The organism is Paenibacillus senegalensis JC66, from assembly GCF_000285515.1.
Taxonomy (GTDB): Bacteria; Bacillota; Bacilli; order Paenibacillales; family NBRC-103111; genus Paenibacillus_L; species Paenibacillus_L senegalensis.
Genome location: NZ_HE610960.1, coordinates 163,398 through 178,268, shown reverse-complemented (window position 1 = coordinate 178,268; position 14,871 = coordinate 163,398). Strand labels below are relative to the sequence as shown.

At 48.7% G+C, this 14,871-nt stretch carries 14 protein-coding genes; 10 read left to right on the top strand and 4 right to left on the bottom strand.

Annotated elements, in window-relative coordinates; genetic code table 11:
• Positions 1 to 84: 84 nt before the first annotated feature.
• The 6 genes from PSHG_RS16355 (at position 85) to PSHG_RS27885 (ending at position 8,114) form a co-directional block, all read left to right on the top strand.
• Positions 85 to 1,212: a glycosyltransferase family 4 protein gene (locus tag PSHG_RS16355; RefSeq protein ID WP_010274764.1), complete on the top strand. Its 1,128-nt coding sequence runs from the start codon at positions 85 to 87 to the stop codon at positions 1,210 to 1,212.
• Between the two features lie 25 nt (positions 1,213 to 1,237).
• The gene (locus PSHG_RS27890) at positions 1,238 to 2,401 is read left to right on the top strand and encodes an FtsW/RodA/SpoVE family cell cycle protein (protein WP_010274762.1); all 1,164 of its coding nucleotides are present in this window, start codon (positions 1,238 to 1,240) and stop codon (positions 2,399 to 2,401) included.
• 397 nt (positions 2,402 to 2,798) lie between these two features.
• Positions 2,799 to 3,491, top strand: coding sequence for a response regulator transcription factor (locus PSHG_RS16345; RefSeq protein WP_010274760.1), 693 nt, complete (start codon positions 2,799 to 2,801; stop codon positions 3,489 to 3,491).
• On the top strand, positions 3,481 to 4,611 hold the full coding sequence (locus PSHG_RS16340) for a sensor histidine kinase (RefSeq protein WP_010274758.1): 1,131 nt from the start codon (positions 3,481 to 3,483) through the stop codon (positions 4,609 to 4,611). Before PSHG_RS16345 ends, PSHG_RS16340 begins: the two co-directional genes overlap by 11 nt.
• 205 nt (positions 4,612 to 4,816) lie before the next feature.
• Positions 4,817 to 5,752, top strand: coding sequence for a D-alanyl-D-alanine carboxypeptidase family protein (locus tag PSHG_RS16335; RefSeq protein WP_010274755.1), 936 nt, complete (start codon positions 4,817 to 4,819; stop codon positions 5,750 to 5,752).
• Between the two features lie 667 nt (positions 5,753 to 6,419).
• On the top strand, positions 6,420 to 8,114 hold the full coding sequence (locus tag PSHG_RS27885; RefSeq protein WP_010274753.1) for an alpha/beta hydrolase family protein: 1,695 nt from the start codon (positions 6,420 to 6,422) through the stop codon (positions 8,112 to 8,114).
• A gap of 129 nt (positions 8,115 to 8,243) precedes the next feature.
• Here the strand turns inward: PSHG_RS27885 and PSHG_RS16325 are convergent, their stop codons facing one another.
• Entirely contained in the window at positions 8,244 to 9,014 is a 771-nt protein-coding gene (locus PSHG_RS16325) for an SDR family NAD(P)-dependent oxidoreductase (protein WP_010274751.1), read from the bottom strand.
• Positions 9,015 to 9,370: 356 nt separating this feature from the next.
• Between PSHG_RS16325 and PSHG_RS16320 the strand changes: the two genes are divergently transcribed.
• The gene (locus tag PSHG_RS16320) at positions 9,371 to 9,697 is read left to right on the top strand and encodes a hypothetical protein (protein ID WP_010274747.1); all 327 of its coding nucleotides are present in this window, start codon (positions 9,371 to 9,373) and stop codon (positions 9,695 to 9,697) included.
• 27 nt (positions 9,698 to 9,724) lie between these two features.
• Positions 9,725 to 10,126, top strand: a complete 402-nt coding sequence (locus PSHG_RS30635; protein WP_148497754.1) for a hypothetical protein — start codon at positions 9,725 to 9,727, stop codon at positions 10,124 to 10,126.
• Here PSHG_RS30635 and PSHG_RS16315 read toward each other — a convergent pair.
• Both PSHG_RS16315 and PSHG_RS16310 read right to left on the bottom strand, forming a co-directional pair.
• On the bottom strand, positions 10,052 to 11,098 hold the full coding sequence (locus tag PSHG_RS16315; RefSeq protein ID WP_010274743.1) for a YkvI family membrane protein: 1,047 nt from the start codon (positions 11,096 to 11,098) through the stop codon (positions 10,052 to 10,054). The two genes, PSHG_RS30635 and PSHG_RS16315, sit on opposite strands and share 75 nt — an antisense overlap.
• 89 nt (positions 11,099 to 11,187) lie before the next feature.
• Positions 11,188 to 11,844, bottom strand: a complete 657-nt coding sequence (locus PSHG_RS16310) for a hypothetical protein (RefSeq protein ID WP_010274741.1) — start codon at positions 11,842 to 11,844, stop codon at positions 11,188 to 11,190.
• Between the two features lie 417 nt (positions 11,845 to 12,261).
• Between PSHG_RS16310 and PSHG_RS16305 the strand changes: the two genes are divergently transcribed.
• Positions 12,262 to 12,831 carry a xanthine phosphoribosyltransferase gene (locus tag PSHG_RS16305; RefSeq protein WP_010274739.1) on the top strand — a complete coding sequence of 190 codons (570 nt, stop codon included), beginning with the start codon at positions 12,262 to 12,264 and terminating at the stop codon, positions 12,829 to 12,831.
• A gap of 305 nt (positions 12,832 to 13,136) precedes the next feature.
• Positions 13,137 to 13,463 carry a hypothetical protein gene (locus PSHG_RS16295; RefSeq protein ID WP_010274736.1) on the top strand — a complete coding sequence of 109 codons (327 nt, stop codon included), beginning with the start codon at positions 13,137 to 13,139 and terminating at the stop codon, positions 13,461 to 13,463.
• A 260-nt stretch (positions 13,464 to 13,723) separates the two neighbouring features.
• On the opposite strand, the gene PSHG_RS16290 is transcribed toward PSHG_RS16295, so the two are convergent.
• Complete coding sequence (locus PSHG_RS16290) at positions 13,724 to 14,041, bottom strand: hypothetical protein (protein ID WP_010274733.1); 318 nt, start codon at positions 14,039 to 14,041, stop codon at positions 13,724 to 13,726.
• Positions 14,042 to 14,871: the final 830 nt, after the last annotated feature.

Below are 14,871 nucleotides of genomic sequence, written 5' to 3'. Positions count from 1 at the left end.
TATGCCATGAAATGTGCGGCAATAAGATAGTGAACCATCCTTCAAATATTGATTAAAAACTTGGTCTTCCAAGGAGGATTAGGTATGAATATACTGCAGGCGTTATTTTTTCCACCGGAGCAGCCGGGCGGAGTTTCTTCCATGGTCCCTTATATGCAGGATAGATTTACGAAGAAGGGCTGGGAAATGGAGCTGTTCTATCTTCCTAAGCGGATCAGGGGCAAGGGAGCGGAGGAATTTGTCTTTCAGACCTTTGATTGGACAAAATATGCGGGGCATCCCGTTGTAGACAAATACATTCAGACTTATAAGGACTATCTCTGGTGGTCCAAATTAAGGCTGCAGCAGCAGAAGTTCGATTTAATACACGCTCATCATCCGATTCCGGCGCTAGTCCTGCAGCAGTTATTTCCGGACACCCCAATTATCGTTACTCTTCATTCCAGCTATGAAAGGGAATTGATTTTAAATGGAGTCATTCCGGCAGATGGGCCTGAGCATCGTTTTCTTACATCGCTGTATCATGAGCTGGAAACAAGAGTAGGACAGATCCTTACTGTGTCATACTCTTTTCGGGGTTACCTGCAGGATTATGTACGGGATGCGGAGAGGATCGAGGTTGTTGCTAACGGCTTCGATGACCGGAGATTCCGCCCCACGCCTCGTGAGAACAAGGTTGCGCAGCTGATTACGGTTTGCCGTCTTGTTCCCGCCAAGGGGCTGGATATCCTGCTGCAGGCTTGTGCCATACTAAAGGAGAAGAACATTCCTTTTGTTCTGCACATCATCGGGGACGGTCCGATTCGGACGGAGCTCGAGGAGATGGCAAGCAGCTTGAACATCTATGAGGAAACGATTTTTTACGGCTACATGCTCCATCCCGAGGAGTTTATGCCTTTTTTTGATATCTTTGTACTGCCATCCAGGGCGGAGGCGTTCGGCTCTGTGTTTGCAGAGGCGGCCTTATGTTTGCTTGCTCTTGTAGGTACGGATGTGGGCGGTATTGCTGAGCAAATAGAGAACGGCCGGAATGGTCTTCTTGTGCCGCCTGATGACAAGCATGCCTTGGCGGCAGCGCTGGAAAAATTAATTGGCGATCCTTCATTCCGCTATCAATTGGCGCGCTCGGCGCAGGAAAGAGCCAAAAAAAATTATTCACTCAACCGCGTCATTCGCCAGCTCAGCCAAATTTATCAATCCTACCGGAGTTGATCGAGGGATGTGAATTTTAGCTTTTATGTATCTACTTAAAACCAAGCTTCGCCATTTGGATTGGACGATTATTTTCATTATTGCTTGTTTTTCTATAATTAGTACCGCCCTTATTTATAGTGCTACCAACGGAACACGGTATGCGGGGCTTCATATTAATAATCTGGTTTTTTATATCGTTCTATTTTTACCGATGATCGCCATGTCCTTGCTTGATTACCGGTGGGTGATGAGCAAGTTCTCTTATATCTTTTACGGTCTGGGGATTGCTCTGCTGCTGTATGTTCGTTTTTTCGGGCTGAACTTGAACGGGGCACAGCGCTGGATTGACCTCAAGTTCATGCAGTTCCAGCCCTCTGAGGTCGTTAAGCTGTTTGTCATTTTCGTACTCGCTTACTGGTTTGGAAGACGCAAAGGCCAGCCGCTGCGCTTTTGGCAGGATATCGTACCGGGGCTTCTTCTTACCGGCCTGCCTTTTTATTTGGTGCTCAAACAGCCTGATCTGGGATCGGCTCTTATTTTTATCGCCATTTTGATCGGCATGCTCTGGGTGGCCAACATCAGGCTGCTGCATGTGCTGTGGGGAGCTATTGTGGGAGCGGCAGCCGTCGCATCCGTAGCGGCTTTATACTTCTACAATCAGGAATGGTTTTTCAAGATTATCCGCCCGCATCAGTGGAAGAGGATCCAAACCTTTCTCGATCCGGCCAGCGATCCAGATGCAACGTGGCATGTGTTAAACTCGATTGCTGCCGTCGGCACCGGACAAATGACCGGAAAAGGCTTCCTTCAGGGTACCTTTGTGCAAAATGGTTTTATTCCTTATCATTATGCCGATTCTATCTATGTCGTTATCGGGGAGGAATTCGGCTTCATTGGCTCCGCTGTTCTGCTGTTGCTCTATTTTATGCTGATTTACCGCATGGTGAGAATTGCGATTGATTGCGTGGACCCTGCAGGAGCTTACATCATAGCAGGGCTTGTTTCGATGCTTACGCTGCAAATTTTCGAAAATATCGCGATGCACACCGGAATGATGCCTTTAACCGGGATTGCCTTGCCTTTTATCAGTTACGGGGGGAGCTCGCTGCTGACGAATATGCTGGCCATCGGTATTGTGCTGAACATAAAGGTACATCAGCAGATGCCGGATACAAGGGAGGATCAGCCTTTGACCGTTGGCGGATAGAAAAAGCAGCAGCCTTGTGCGGGACCAGCCGAAATCGGGCAAACTTTTATTTCCTTGCCTTCGTTTTAAAAAAGAGAGGAATTTTGCATGAGAATTTTGGGCTCATAACAGGAATAAATGCTTGCCATCATAATTGTGCAGAACTGGAGGGGAAGAGGGAGACAGGAGAAGCGAAGCGCTCGCCTTTGTCCCGGGATTTCAACCGTTGAAGTGGTTATCATCAAGAAATCGGGGGTCAACGCATTCTGGGAGAAAGTGTACTTCGGGAGCATATGCTAACAGCGATCGGAAGTCCCTCATTCCCCGCAGCGGCATCTCTGATGGAGGTCAAGCACTGATTTTTAGATTGAGCCGAATTTTGCAAAGGACATTTTAGGCTGAAAGGATAGACCTTTGGATGAATAAACAAATACTTATCGTTGATGACGACAAAGAGATCGCGAATTTGATCGAGATTTACCTGGCCAATGACGGGTATGAAGTGACAAAGGCGCATAACGGGCTAGAGGCGCTGGAGGAGCTCGGCAAGAGCGAGTATCATCTTGTAATTCTGGATGTGATGATGCCCAAGCTTGACGGCCTGGAGGTATGCAGGCAAATCCGCAGCAAACAGAACATCCCGATTCTGATGCTGAGTGCAAAAGGCGAAGATATGGATAAAATTCTAGGGCTGACCACAGGAGCGGATGATTACATGGTCAAGCCCTTTAATCCGTTGGAGCTATTGGCCCGGGTCAAATCGCTCTTCCGGCGTTCATTCGAGCTGAACCCGAAATCGGTCGCGGGTGAGGAAACGATCACGATCCGTTCTGTACAAATTAACAAATCGACGCATACAGTCACAGTGGACGGTCGCGGGGTTAATCTGACCTCGATTGAATTTGACATTCTCTATCTGCTGGCCAGTCATCCGGGACGGGTGTTTTCAGCGGAGGAGATTTTTGAGAAGGTGTGGAAGGAAAAATATTATCAATCCCATAACACGGTCATGGTTCACATAAGCAAGCTGAGGGACAAGCTGGAGAGCGAATCAGGAGAGTCAAGACTGATCCAAACTGTATGGGGAGTAGGGTATAAAATTGATCCGTAGACTGCTGTACACAATCCGTTGGAAGCTTCTGCTCCTGTTCTTTGGCTCCATCTTGCTGACGATTGTCGCAACCGGTCTGCTGTTATTAATAGCAGCGGTCATTTACCAGACCAAGGGGCCGTACCCGATTTATACTTTGCTAGTTTTCCTCGAACAGACTATAGGTGCTTTTTTTGTTATAGTCATCACGGCATTGGTGCTCTTTCCCATTTTTTTTGTTCTGCTAAGTCATCGGAGCATCCGCTATTTGGGAGAAATTACGCAGGCGGTTCAGCTTATCGCGGGCGGGCAATTTGATACAAGAATTCCGGTCGGTTCGAGGGATGAGCTGGGGGAGCTGGCGGAAAACATCAACCGCATGGCGGCACAATTGAAAACATCTATTGAGGAGGAGCGGAGAGCCGAGCAAACCAAGAACGATCTGATTACTAGCGTATCCCACGACCTTCGGACACCGCTGACTTCCATCAACGGATACCTCGGGCTCATTGAGCAGGATCGCTACCGGGATGAGGTTGAGCTCCGTTACTATGTCAACATTGCCTATGAGAAGGCCCAGCGGCTGACGGTCATGATCAATGATCTGTTCGAGTATACACGCACCCGTGGAGGCGGAATCAAGCTTCGCAAAACGGAAATCAACCTGGTGGATATGCTTGGTCAACTGGCCGCCCATTTCCGCTACCATCTCGAAGTGGCGGGAATGGAATGCCGTTTGTTTTTCCCAGAGGAGCGGATGGTGATTCAAGCGGATGGAGACAAGCTGGTCAGAGTATTCGAGAACCTGATCCTGAATGGAATTCACTACGGGCAAGACGGCAAATATATCGACATAAGAGTTCGCCGCGAAAATAAAGAAGTCGTGGTGGATATTATCAATTATGGAGAGCCGATTCCGGAAAAGGACCTGCCTTATATTTTCGAGCGTTTTTACCGTGTGGAGAAGTCCCGCTCAGAGCAAACCGGGGGCTCGGGCCTTGGACTGGCCATCGCCAAGACGATTGTGGAGCTTCATGGCGGGGAAATAAGTGTTTACAGCGATACGACCCGAACGCTATTTGAGGTGCGGCTGGAGCTTTGGCAGGGCCAAGCTCCCGAACGAATGACAGAATCGCATTAGTCATAAACCGTAGAAGTTCAGGATTTGGCATTCTTCGCCGTAAGATGGTGCGGAATGCCTTTTTGTGCGTGCACATTTGTTCTTTTAACAATTTTTCAGCGGTTGTTAAGGTATTCTTAAAGTTTTTTTAGCTATTGCTTAACGTCTGTCCCTTATAGTGAGAAGCAGAAGAAATCGTGAAGCTATATAGAAGGGACTTTTTTCGATGAAAAAATTACTATCTATCGCTGTAGTGGCAGTTACCGTAATATGTACTGTAAAATGGGCGGCCTTGGAATCGCTTCTCCCCCTTTGGAAAATGGTGCAAATGCAAACTAATGATCGCGAGTTTGCCGCACGGGTTGTGCAGGCCGATGCCGCTATAGTGATGGACGAGCGGACGGGCGACATTTTGTTTTACAAGAACGATCAGAAGAAACTATATCCGGCAAGCACGACGAAAATTGCTACCGCTCTTGTTGCCATGGAGCATGGCGACCTCGATGAGTGGATTACAGTCGGTGAGGAAGCCGACCCTCTTCCGGGGGAAAGCCGGGCTGGACTAAATATTGGAGAACGTTATCAGCTGCGCGATTTGATCTACGCAATGATGCTTCCCTCCGGTAATGATGCGGCGAGAACGATCGCTGTTCACCTTGGACGTAAGCTTAGCGGGAACGCGGATTTGAGCGTTCAGGAGGCCACCGCCTATTATGTCGGCTTGATGAACAACCGGGCCAAGGAAGCAGGAGCTAGACAAACACATTTTGTAAATCCGCACGGCTTGCATGATGAGCTGCATTATACAACAGCCAGAGATTTGCTGAAAATAGCAAGAGAGGCAATGAGAGACGACTGGTTCCGTTCCCTGGTTAACACTCAGACGCACTCAGCATTGTTTGCATCGAACGGACCGACGCCGCTAGACAGGGCCAACTATACCAATCGCAATCAACTGCTTAATCGGGACAGCTCCTATTACTACGAGCCTGCTAACGGAATCAAAACAGGCTTTACTAATGAAGCGGGCTATTGTCTCGTTTCCTCGGCAAGTCTGCACAACCAGGATTTGCTCGCTGTTGTGCTGAAATCCGATAAAGATGCCGTTTGGTTGGATTCGCGCAGGGTGCTGGAGTACGGCTTCCGTCAGCTGGGGGGATAGCAGGACGCCGCGGCTGCTGGAAGTCTTCTGTCTAATTACTCACCCGAGAGGGAATGATATGCTGATGTTGTAATCGTTCCGGTTTCGATTCAAGTACTTCATTCACGGCTTTCCGCCTCATCCAGCGAAGCTAATTCTCGTGATTCACTACGTTTGCTCGATGCGGGGTGCGGCGAAGGCTCCTTCTTGCATTTGCTTAAGCAGATGCTGCATATATCTCCGCTAAATCCGCAGGGATCCATTAATTACTCCGCAGCTTTCACTCCATGAAATGAAACACAACCATTTTTGTCCCGTATACAATAATGACCGTACCCTAAAGAGATTTCGAGTCAAGTTTGATCAGAATGCGTCAGCAGGGAGAATTCAATATAAGTTTCCGTTGAATGCTTCTGCCCGGACAGATCTGCTCGAGATGCTCCTCTGACATGGAACAGTAAAGAGGAACTTCCGACCCGTTCGGAATTCGCTGATGATCAGAGGCGACCGTTGATTTAGTCTTATTGTCCGGAAGGAAGTGCATATAATGTGCTGGCTTTCTTAGCCGAGGTTCTTTGCAAGTGGAATGGGAGCAGGGTCTGGGGGCGTTGTCGTACTTTACTTGCTTGCCTGAATTCCCCCGAAGAATGGTAAAGACAGCCGGTTAAACTAATAAAGAGGTGAGTGGATGAAACGGAAAAGCGCAAAGAAGTTAAAAACTTTCGTAGCAGGAACGGTATTGGCGATGGGGGTAAGCGTTCCTTATCATGTCCTGGCGGAAACTCCGGTTATTCCGATAAGCGCTGAAGCTGTCGAAATTCAGCAGGTTCCTCTCCGTCAAGTGGCGGAGGCTATCGGGGCCCAGGTAGAGTGGAACGCAGAGAGCGGACAAGCTACAGCCCGCCGGGGAAAGCATTATTTCACCGTGACGCCCGGCCAGACCACCGCAGAGGTGAATGGAGAATCGGTTACGATGGCAGAGGCAGCCAAGTGGTCCGGATCCACGGTCACGGTTCCGATCGATGTCATCAAGGAAGCTTTCGAGGCTAACATTTCCTGGAGCCCGTCAACCGGAGTCCTTATCAATTACAATGATATTGTTTCATTAACCGGTTTTATTCTGCATCATGCCGTGCTGGGCAACTCGGTAGCCGGCTCATTTATGAGCGCTCAGCTCGGGGCGGTTATGCCTCCTGATGACCTGCTCGTTATGCTGGCTCAACTGTCACAAACCCTCGGACAGCCGGATAAGCTAATATCGGTAACAACAAATAGCAATGGGGTCCATCACAATGTGGTGTACACTTATTTAACCGATTTGGAAATGCCGATGACGCTGACTTTCCGGTATGATCAGAACTATAAGCTGAATGATTTTTACATGCCTTATGGGGTAACAACCAATGGGCTTTATAAGATTCCGGATTATGACGATCCTTCGACCTACACGGAGAAAGAGGTTGTCTTGGGAGAGGGGCCGTTTCAACTTCCAGGCACTTTAACGCTTCCGAATGGAGAAGGACCTTTTCCTGTAGTTGTGCTCGTTCATGGATCAGGCCCGAATGACCGGGATGAGGCGGTTGGCGCCTATGCGACCTTCCGTGACCTGGCTGTTGGCTTGGCCGCACAGGATGTAGCGGTTCTGCGGTATGAGAAACGGACGCGGGAGTATCAATTCCAGACCTTTTATGATAGTGAATTTACAGTCAATAAGGAATCGGTGGATGATGCGTTGGCCGCTGTATCTTATCTTGCTCAGGAAGATAAAATCGATCCTGATCAAATCTTTGTCGTTGGGCACAGCCAAGGGGGCATGGTTATGCCGCGGATTATAGAAAAGGATCAGTCAGGAGCGATTGCCGGAGCCGTTATCATCTCTTCGCCTTATGAGCCTTTGGAAGACATTGTGAATTGGCAAATGGAGCAACGGCTTGACATGATGCGGGATATGGGGGTTCCGGCTGAACAGCTGGAAGTAGTAGAACAGCAGAAAGCGGCTTGGGATCAGCTGTATGCCATGCTGAAGGATGAGTCCGCCGGTGTCGAACAGCTGCAGCAGGCGTTTGGTGCCGCTGACGGTTACTGGTGGGCGGATTTCCGCAACTTCTACGCTGCTGAGCTGGCGAAAGACCAGGAAGGGCCGCTGCTCATCATGCAGGGGGAGAACGATATCCAAGTTCATATCGATCAATTGGACGGGTGGAAAGAAGCGCTGGCTAACCGCCAGGATGTCGAGTATTTGCAGTATCCGAACATGAACCATTTCCTCGTAGAGGTGGATCAGCCTTCTACCGGGATGGAGTATGAGGTGCCCGGCAATGTTTCGCCGCAGCTGATTAATGATCTGGCGGATTGGGTGAAGAAGATAGCAGCACGCTCTTAAGAAGTTGATTTCGCAGTTTTTTTGCAGGTGAGGCAATCATGCTATAACGGCCTTCCAGGGAGTCGGTTATGCTCTCTAGGAAGGCCGTTTTTTTGACGGAACGGACAAGCAAATCCCTGACCGCTGGTCCTACTCATAAATCATCTTGATTGTCATGCCGCCATCGATAACGAGGTTCTGCCCGGTAATAAAGCCGGCGGCATCACTGGTCAAGTACAGACATGCCGATGCTATGTCTTCCGGCACGCCGACTCGGCCTACAGGATGCTGTTCCCTGTCTCTCTGCGTATGGTTAGGCGCGGCAGCCCGGGATTGTTTTTGCCAGGGGCCTGTCTCAATCCAGCCGGGACTGATGGCATTAACACGAATCCCGAAGGTTCCAAGGGACACGGCCATTGCGTGAGTGAGGGCAAGAATGCCTCCCTTGGAGGCGGAATAGGCCTCGGTCCCAGCCTCAGACATCAAGCCCCGCGTCGAGGCTATGTGGACGATACTGCCGCCGTCTCCCTGCTGCTTCATAACGCGTGCGGCTGCCTGTGAAGCCAGCATCGTTCCGCGCAGATTTACCGCGATCACCCGGTCGAACGCCGCCGCTTCCAGCTCGAGGAACGGGGCATTAGCGTGAATTCCGGCGTTATTGATGAGCGCATCAACCCGCCCGAATTCTTCCAGAGTGAGCCGGATCCATCGCTCGATGGATTCAGCCTTGCCCACATCCGCGCACAGAAACATGGAATGCCCCTCTGCCTGCTTAATCAATCGTACAGCTTCGAACCCGGCTTCCTTGTCCGTGTCGAGTATTGACACAGAGTAGCCCTTGGAAGCGAAAGCCAAGGCTGTAGCCCGTCCTATGCCTTGGGCCCCGCCTGAAATCATGACGGTTTTGCTCGTGTTCGGCATTGTCTGCTGCCTCCTTTGATCATCGTTATTTTTAGTTCCGTGAACCATTTTCATTCCAGCCGGAATTGAAAGAGCAACAACAACTTTTGCGGGAATAGTTTTAAAGCGGCAACAACAGCTTTGCGGGATTAGTTAATAGCGTTAATTTATAATTGGGAATTATCCTTAATCTTGAGCGAAAGTGTCAGCATCGTCAATAGTACGGGGAAAACAGCCTGGCGGGGCAAAGCGAAGGAAAAACTATATGAAGTTAAAATGTTCATTGCTTTTTCGTTCATGCTTCGAATAGTATAATACTAAATCCAGATCGTCCTTATAGGTGGACAATACTGAATTCGGAAATGGAGGCGAACCAAATGGCCATTGAGGATCCGCCCAAACCGCAGCGTCAAATTACTTATCAGATTGGCTGGAAAAAAGGTAAGATTGATTATAACAAAAGAAAAAGGACATCCGGCTCCGCCGCAGCGGCGGAACCAGCAGCAGCTGAGAAACAGGAGCAAACTGGGAAGGACCACGCTCGGTCTGAGCTATTGGACAAAAGCTGGACGAGCAGCAGAGAGGCTTCGTTTAGCTGTGTTTGCGGCTTGCTTTGGCTGTGGAGCTTTCCCTTTGCAGCGGGCGGGCTGTTTATTTGGCTTGTGTATCGTCTGTTAACTTTTAATTATGGAGACTGGGCATAAGGGTAAATCTTAAGGAGGGATAGAGTGATGTATGACCTGTTAGCGGCTTTAGCTGCCGCCATTGGCGTGATTGCAGTAGGTGCAGCTTTGTACACACTGCTCAGAATTTCCTTTAACAGAGCTGAATCAGGTAATGTCGTGGAGCGGGCGGAGAAGTATTTTCAGCGCTGGACCGCACTTGACGCTGTTATGATCGCTTTGTTTGCCATAGGAGCGCTTTTTCTTATGGCGGATGTGATAGGCATCGTTCGGGAACGCAATCTGTTGGCTTATCATCACTACGGGTACACGATCTCCGGGGTGGTGTACTGCCTAACCGGGATGCTGTTTATGGTCGGTCGGCTAATCTTTGTATTAAGAAGAGTGCGTCGGTTGGCTTCTTTTCCACAGCAGCATCAAAAACCAAACCAGACTCACACCTCCAAATAAGGGATACAAGGTGGACAGCAGATTGCTGAAGCCGAGCTGGCTGACAAGGTAACAGGCGGCAAGCAGCAGAAGAGTCAAGCTTGAAGATGGCCAATTCGTTCTTTGCCGAAGCTGCAGTGTCAGGCCGTAAGCATCCGCGGTAAGAGTTGTAAAGATCTCGCTGAAGATGACAGCGGAGAAGAGCAGCTGAACTGCGCGTCCGAGCGAATGAACGATGTGGCTCATCGGGATTTCGTAATGAGCGATTCCCGGCATCTGGGCTGATAGAGCAAAGTGGGCAGCCATCAGCATGACTCCGATCCCGGCCCCTCCTACAATACCGCCCCAGTACAGCAGCGAGCGGCTGCCTATTGCCGAGCCCATAGGAACAAGCACCGCTTGAGCCATAGCAAGATTGAATGAGGTGTATAGAATGGGGGAAAGCCATAGCCGCCAGGAGGATAAATCGCTGGGAAGATGTAGCCAGTTGCCTGCTTGCGGATGACTCCAGGTGACGGCGATAATGACTAGAGAGAAAGTGATCATAAAAGGCACCACGATGACGTTGATGGTGAGAATCCCCTTCATCCCTTTGGAAATAACAAAATAGGCTGCAAGCAGCGTAAGCAATAAACCGGATTGATAGGAAAAATGGAACTGCTCGGCGAACAAAGATCCAGCCCCAGCCAGCATGATGGTCGTCACGCCAAAGAGCACAACCATCATGAATAGGCTGATGTATGATCCGGCACGCTCTCCGAACAGCATCCGGTTTAGATCCTCGTAGGACTCCGCATTCATTTCCTGCGCCAGCAGCATCAATTTGGTCCCCAAATAAATAAATAAAAGCGCTGAGAGAAAGATCAGAACAACGGCAAATCCCCCATACCGTGTATAAAATTGGACGATTTCCTGTCCGGTAGCAAAGCCGGCGCCCACTATCGTACCAATGTAAGTAAAGGCAATCTGGATAACGGTCAGCACTTTGCGCATTGCAATCCCATCCTTGTCCATACGTTATCTGTACAAGGTATGTGGATTGTGGAGCATACATGACAGGAATTGCGGAAATGGCTCTAACGTTAAGGAATGCGCGTCTCGGCAAACAATTTAATGGATTGGACTGTTTCCTCTGAAGGGTCCATATCCAGCTTCAGAACGGTGTTGTTGGAAGAATAGGAGAGAACAAACTGCGTGTCCGTATCCGGCTCGCCAATCACAGAACGAATAGTCTTTCCAGAGCTGCCTATTCTAACTCCCCCTAGTCCGGGATCAAGCTCTTCGCTCTCAATACTAATAAATTTAACAAAGCCTTGATTGTCCAAGCCTACCTTAAAGGTGACATAATCCAGCACTCTGACAGGTTCAACGGGATCCTCCATTATGTACTGCACAGATTCGTTTCCATATAATTCAAGAACCTTCTGGCGGCTATCGCCAATTGAAATTCCCATCAATAGCGGCAGCTCATGAGAATATCTCTCACCTGCATTCGCCAGGACAGATTTGCTATCGATAGCATCCTGATAAGAATCGGGATCCGGGAGCCGGTGAGGCGAAGAAGGGAGGGGGGATGAGGCCCCGATTCCTTCATGGGAAGCCGGAAGGCGCGGCTGCGGATTCTGGTTAGAAGCAGCTGGCGGTTCCGGAGCTGGCTTTAACATACCGCAGGATGACAAAAGTAACGACAATAAACTGATGGAGACAAAGTGCTTGATTTTGTTGGGAAGTGGGTTCATTGCTAAATTCCTCTTTCTATTCACACCAAGCCAATCAGATGGCTTAGTCTAAAACATTCATCTTAATACGAATCACCCAATACGAATCACCTAATACGAATCACCGCGTAAAAAAACTTAACGCTTCTAGATGAAAAACGGCAATTTTTTTAGCTTCTAATCATATAGACTTCCAAATGACGGAAAAAGTTTCATTTTTGAGAATTGAAAAGTTTTGAAAAGTTTTCCTTTCCTGAAGGAACTTCCTCCTTGAAAGGAAGCCGTTCCTGTGATAAATTGGAGTATCAAGTAATGGACGAATCCAAGTTGTTTCATGACGCTCTAAGTCATTAGAGTTGACTAGACATGTTAGCTTTTTATTGGAATACGGATTTTTTAAAAGATGTTGATTTGATTAATGGCGTTGGAGGTATGCATATGGAAGTATTGAAACAAGCAATTTTGGATAAAGGAGTCATCCTGTCTGACGAAGTATTGAAGCTGGATGCTCTGTTGAATCACCAAGTGGAGCCGGAAATGGTCATGGAGATGGGAAGAGAATTTGCCCGCCGTTTTGCGGGTGAGTCTATTACCAAGGTGGTAACCGTCGAGTCCTCCGGTATCCCTGCTGCTTTTACAACAGCGCTGCAGTTCGGTGTGCCTCTGGTGTTTGCCAAGCGCAAAAAGACGCTAACCTCAGACCAAGAAAATTACTCGGAGAGAGTTCCTTCTTTCACCAAAGGGATTGTAACGGATATTATGGTATCAAAAGCGTTTCTTTCCAAAGAGGATCGCGTGTTATTTATCGATGATATTATTGCTAATGGGGATGCTGCCCGCGGCTTGATCCGCATCATTGAACGCGCCGGGAGCGAGCTGGTCGGCATGGGGGTCATCGTCGAGAAAACGTTCCAAAAAGGAGCGGCAACCATTCGAGAGCAGGGAATCCGGGTAGAGTCTCTAGTTAAAATTTCAGGACTTAGCGGAGGAGTTATTGAGTTTGAATAAACCGGCTTAGGGCCTCTTAATTTTAGAAGCGCACCAGACTTGCTGCAGCGATGGCGTGCGGCTCCCAGCGCGAGGTGTTTCGCTGCATGACAACGGTCGGCCGGGGGCCCTGGACTGATTTCATGGAAGCAGCTCAGGCAGGCGTCAAATCTTTGCAGGCCCCCCCTTTTCCACTTGTATTCTGGAATGTGGGTAAATGCCGAGTTTCCTTTTCATTCCATGGAAGATCGGGGGTTTACCCTTTGCAGATTGTAGATTTTTCGTTATAATGTGGGGTAAGGTAGTAAGGAGAGGAGGAAGTTGCTATGGGGAATGAGAACATTCCGGTTGAATTTTTCTTATCTAAGCTGGCGGAATCAAAGGTTCATTTCGAGCGCGCCCTGGATTGCAAGCATACTGAGTTTGACGACCTTTATCCCTATATGATTGAACATCCTCAATTTTTCTGGTATAAGAGGTACGTAGCTTGGTCTGAGCTGCTTACCATTGTCAAGCTTTGCAATGAGTTGGAAATTGACTGGGAAAGCCAGTTTACTGCACAGCAGGTAGAATATATCCATCAACGTGTCATGTCCAGCAAGGTGTTGGATTATTGGTTTGAGACCAATGATTCCAAAGAACATGTAGGCTAACGCTGGGAAAGACCTGGAAGCCAATCGGCTTCCAGGTCTTTTTTTGCAAGGCTTCTAATTAATTTGGCGCTATGTAAGGCAGTGAACTCGTTTCGCAGCCATTGGAAGCCCTTGAGTAGGCAGCCGGGTCGTCATGAGGGCATTTGCAGCAGCCCTTGCAGCTTGCCTGGTCGTTGCCAGCTAACGCTTTGTCGTTCTTCTGCAGCTGGTCCTCTCAAAGCCAACTTTGTAAAACAGCCTAGTCTCATCTATGCAAAACGCTAGGATTGAAGGTCAGACAGAATGCCCATGCTTTCAATGTGCTTTCTAGTCTCCGGAGTACCAAGCTGATGAAGCATACGGTAGATCTCCATCAACTGGGAGTCGTAGAATTCATTATCCTCCGCGGCATCCCGGAGGTAGGGAATCAGTGAGGTGCCTGCGGTTCTTTGCTCCGCCTCAGCTGTATCCTCAAACAGTTCCTGAAGCTTATCAAATTCATCTTCATCCGCTTCGATAACAAAGTCATAATTCAAAGCGGTAGGGTCTTGAAGCAGCTCTCCTTGAGCGACTGTTACATAATAGGTGCTTTTCGCCATTTGGGGGCCTCCTTTCGAATGCTGGACGATATAGGGCCGGTCAGGTAAGGTCAGAACAGGGGCAGTCAGGGCTAGTCCATTCAGTTGGCGACGATAAGAAACCGCTAAGGTGATCAGTGACTATCGGTGATGGTTAGCGGCAGTTAAGATTAGTCCAAGGTGATCAGTGACAGTAAGTGCTAGTTAGGGTTGGTCAGTTAGGTATGTCCAAGGTGATAGTGACAGAAAGTGCCAGTTTGGCTATAGTCCAAGGTGATCAGTGACGGTAAGTGCTTAGGGTTGGTCAGTTAGATCTGCATGAGATTTTATTAGAATGCCCAAGATCAACTAAGTTATTACTGGATGAGAGTAGGGCAAAAACCGGAGAAAGAGGATCAAGGGTGTATTTACGGCTGGGCGATAACAGCAAATAACAGTGTGCAGCGGGCATTGTGGACATTTGCTGCCTGCATCGAATTTTAACGCTTGCAGCACCTTTCGGTTCGACTTCTAACGCTCGCCGTTGTCCTTATTTGAGCAAAATCAAGGGTTTGAGAATTGTAACGCTCGTCATGGTCCTTATTCTGCTCCAGATTGCGGTTTTTCCCACTAGTTGTCACAAATAAGAACAAGGAGGAGCGTTAGAAATAAAATCCCTGCTTTTTCAGTTAAATAAGAGCTGGGGCGAGCGTTAGCGTAGAGCATTTTGCCGAACATGCGTTGTTGGACATTTTATATGGATATCCACGACATATATTAAAAGTCTCAGCTCCGGATGAACGTTGTGCTGAGGAGTTCGCATGAACCTCGGCATTATCTCTAGCTGGATCTTGGCCGACTGCTGCTAGACT

Bases quoted from the DNA above. Each gene is read 5' to 3' on its own strand.
- PSHG_RS16355 (WP_010274764.1), top strand. From the start codon at position 85: ATGAATATACTGCAGGCGTTATTTTTTCCACCGGAGCAGCCGGGCGGA.
- PSHG_RS27890 (WP_010274762.1), top strand. From the start codon at position 1,238: ATGTATCTACTTAAAACCAAGCTTCGCCATTTGGATTGGACGATTATT.
- PSHG_RS16345 (WP_010274760.1), top strand. From the start codon at position 2,799: ATGAATAAACAAATACTTATCGTTGATGACGACAAAGAGATCGCGAAT.
- PSHG_RS16335 (WP_010274755.1), top strand. From the start codon at position 4,817: ATGAAAAAATTACTATCTATCGCTGTAGTGGCAGTTACCGTAATATGT.
- PSHG_RS27885 (WP_010274753.1), top strand. From the start codon at position 6,420: ATGAAACGGAAAAGCGCAAAGAAGTTAAAAACTTTCGTAGCAGGAACG.
- PSHG_RS16325 (WP_010274751.1), bottom strand. From the start codon at position 9,014: ATGCCGAACACGAGCAAAACCGTCATGATTTCAGGCGGGGCCCAAGGC.
- PSHG_RS16320 (WP_010274747.1), top strand. From the start codon at position 9,371: ATGGCCATTGAGGATCCGCCCAAACCGCAGCGTCAAATTACTTATCAG.
- PSHG_RS30635 (WP_148497754.1), top strand. From the start codon at position 9,725: ATGTATGACCTGTTAGCGGCTTTAGCTGCCGCCATTGGCGTGATTGCA.
- PSHG_RS16315 (WP_010274743.1), bottom strand. From the start codon at position 11,098: ATGCGCAAAGTGCTGACCGTTATCCAGATTGCCTTTACTTACATTGGT.
- PSHG_RS16310 (WP_010274741.1), bottom strand. From the start codon at position 11,844: ATGAACCCACTTCCCAACAAAATCAAGCACTTTGTCTCCATCAGTTTA.
- PSHG_RS16305 (WP_010274739.1), top strand. From the start codon at position 12,262: ATGGAAGTATTGAAACAAGCAATTTTGGATAAAGGAGTCATCCTGTCT.
- PSHG_RS16295 (WP_010274736.1), top strand. From the start codon at position 13,137: ATGGGGAATGAGAACATTCCGGTTGAATTTTTCTTATCTAAGCTGGCG.
- PSHG_RS16290 (WP_010274733.1), bottom strand. From the start codon at position 14,041: ATGGCGAAAAGCACCTATTATGTAACAGTCGCTCAAGGAGAGCTGCTT.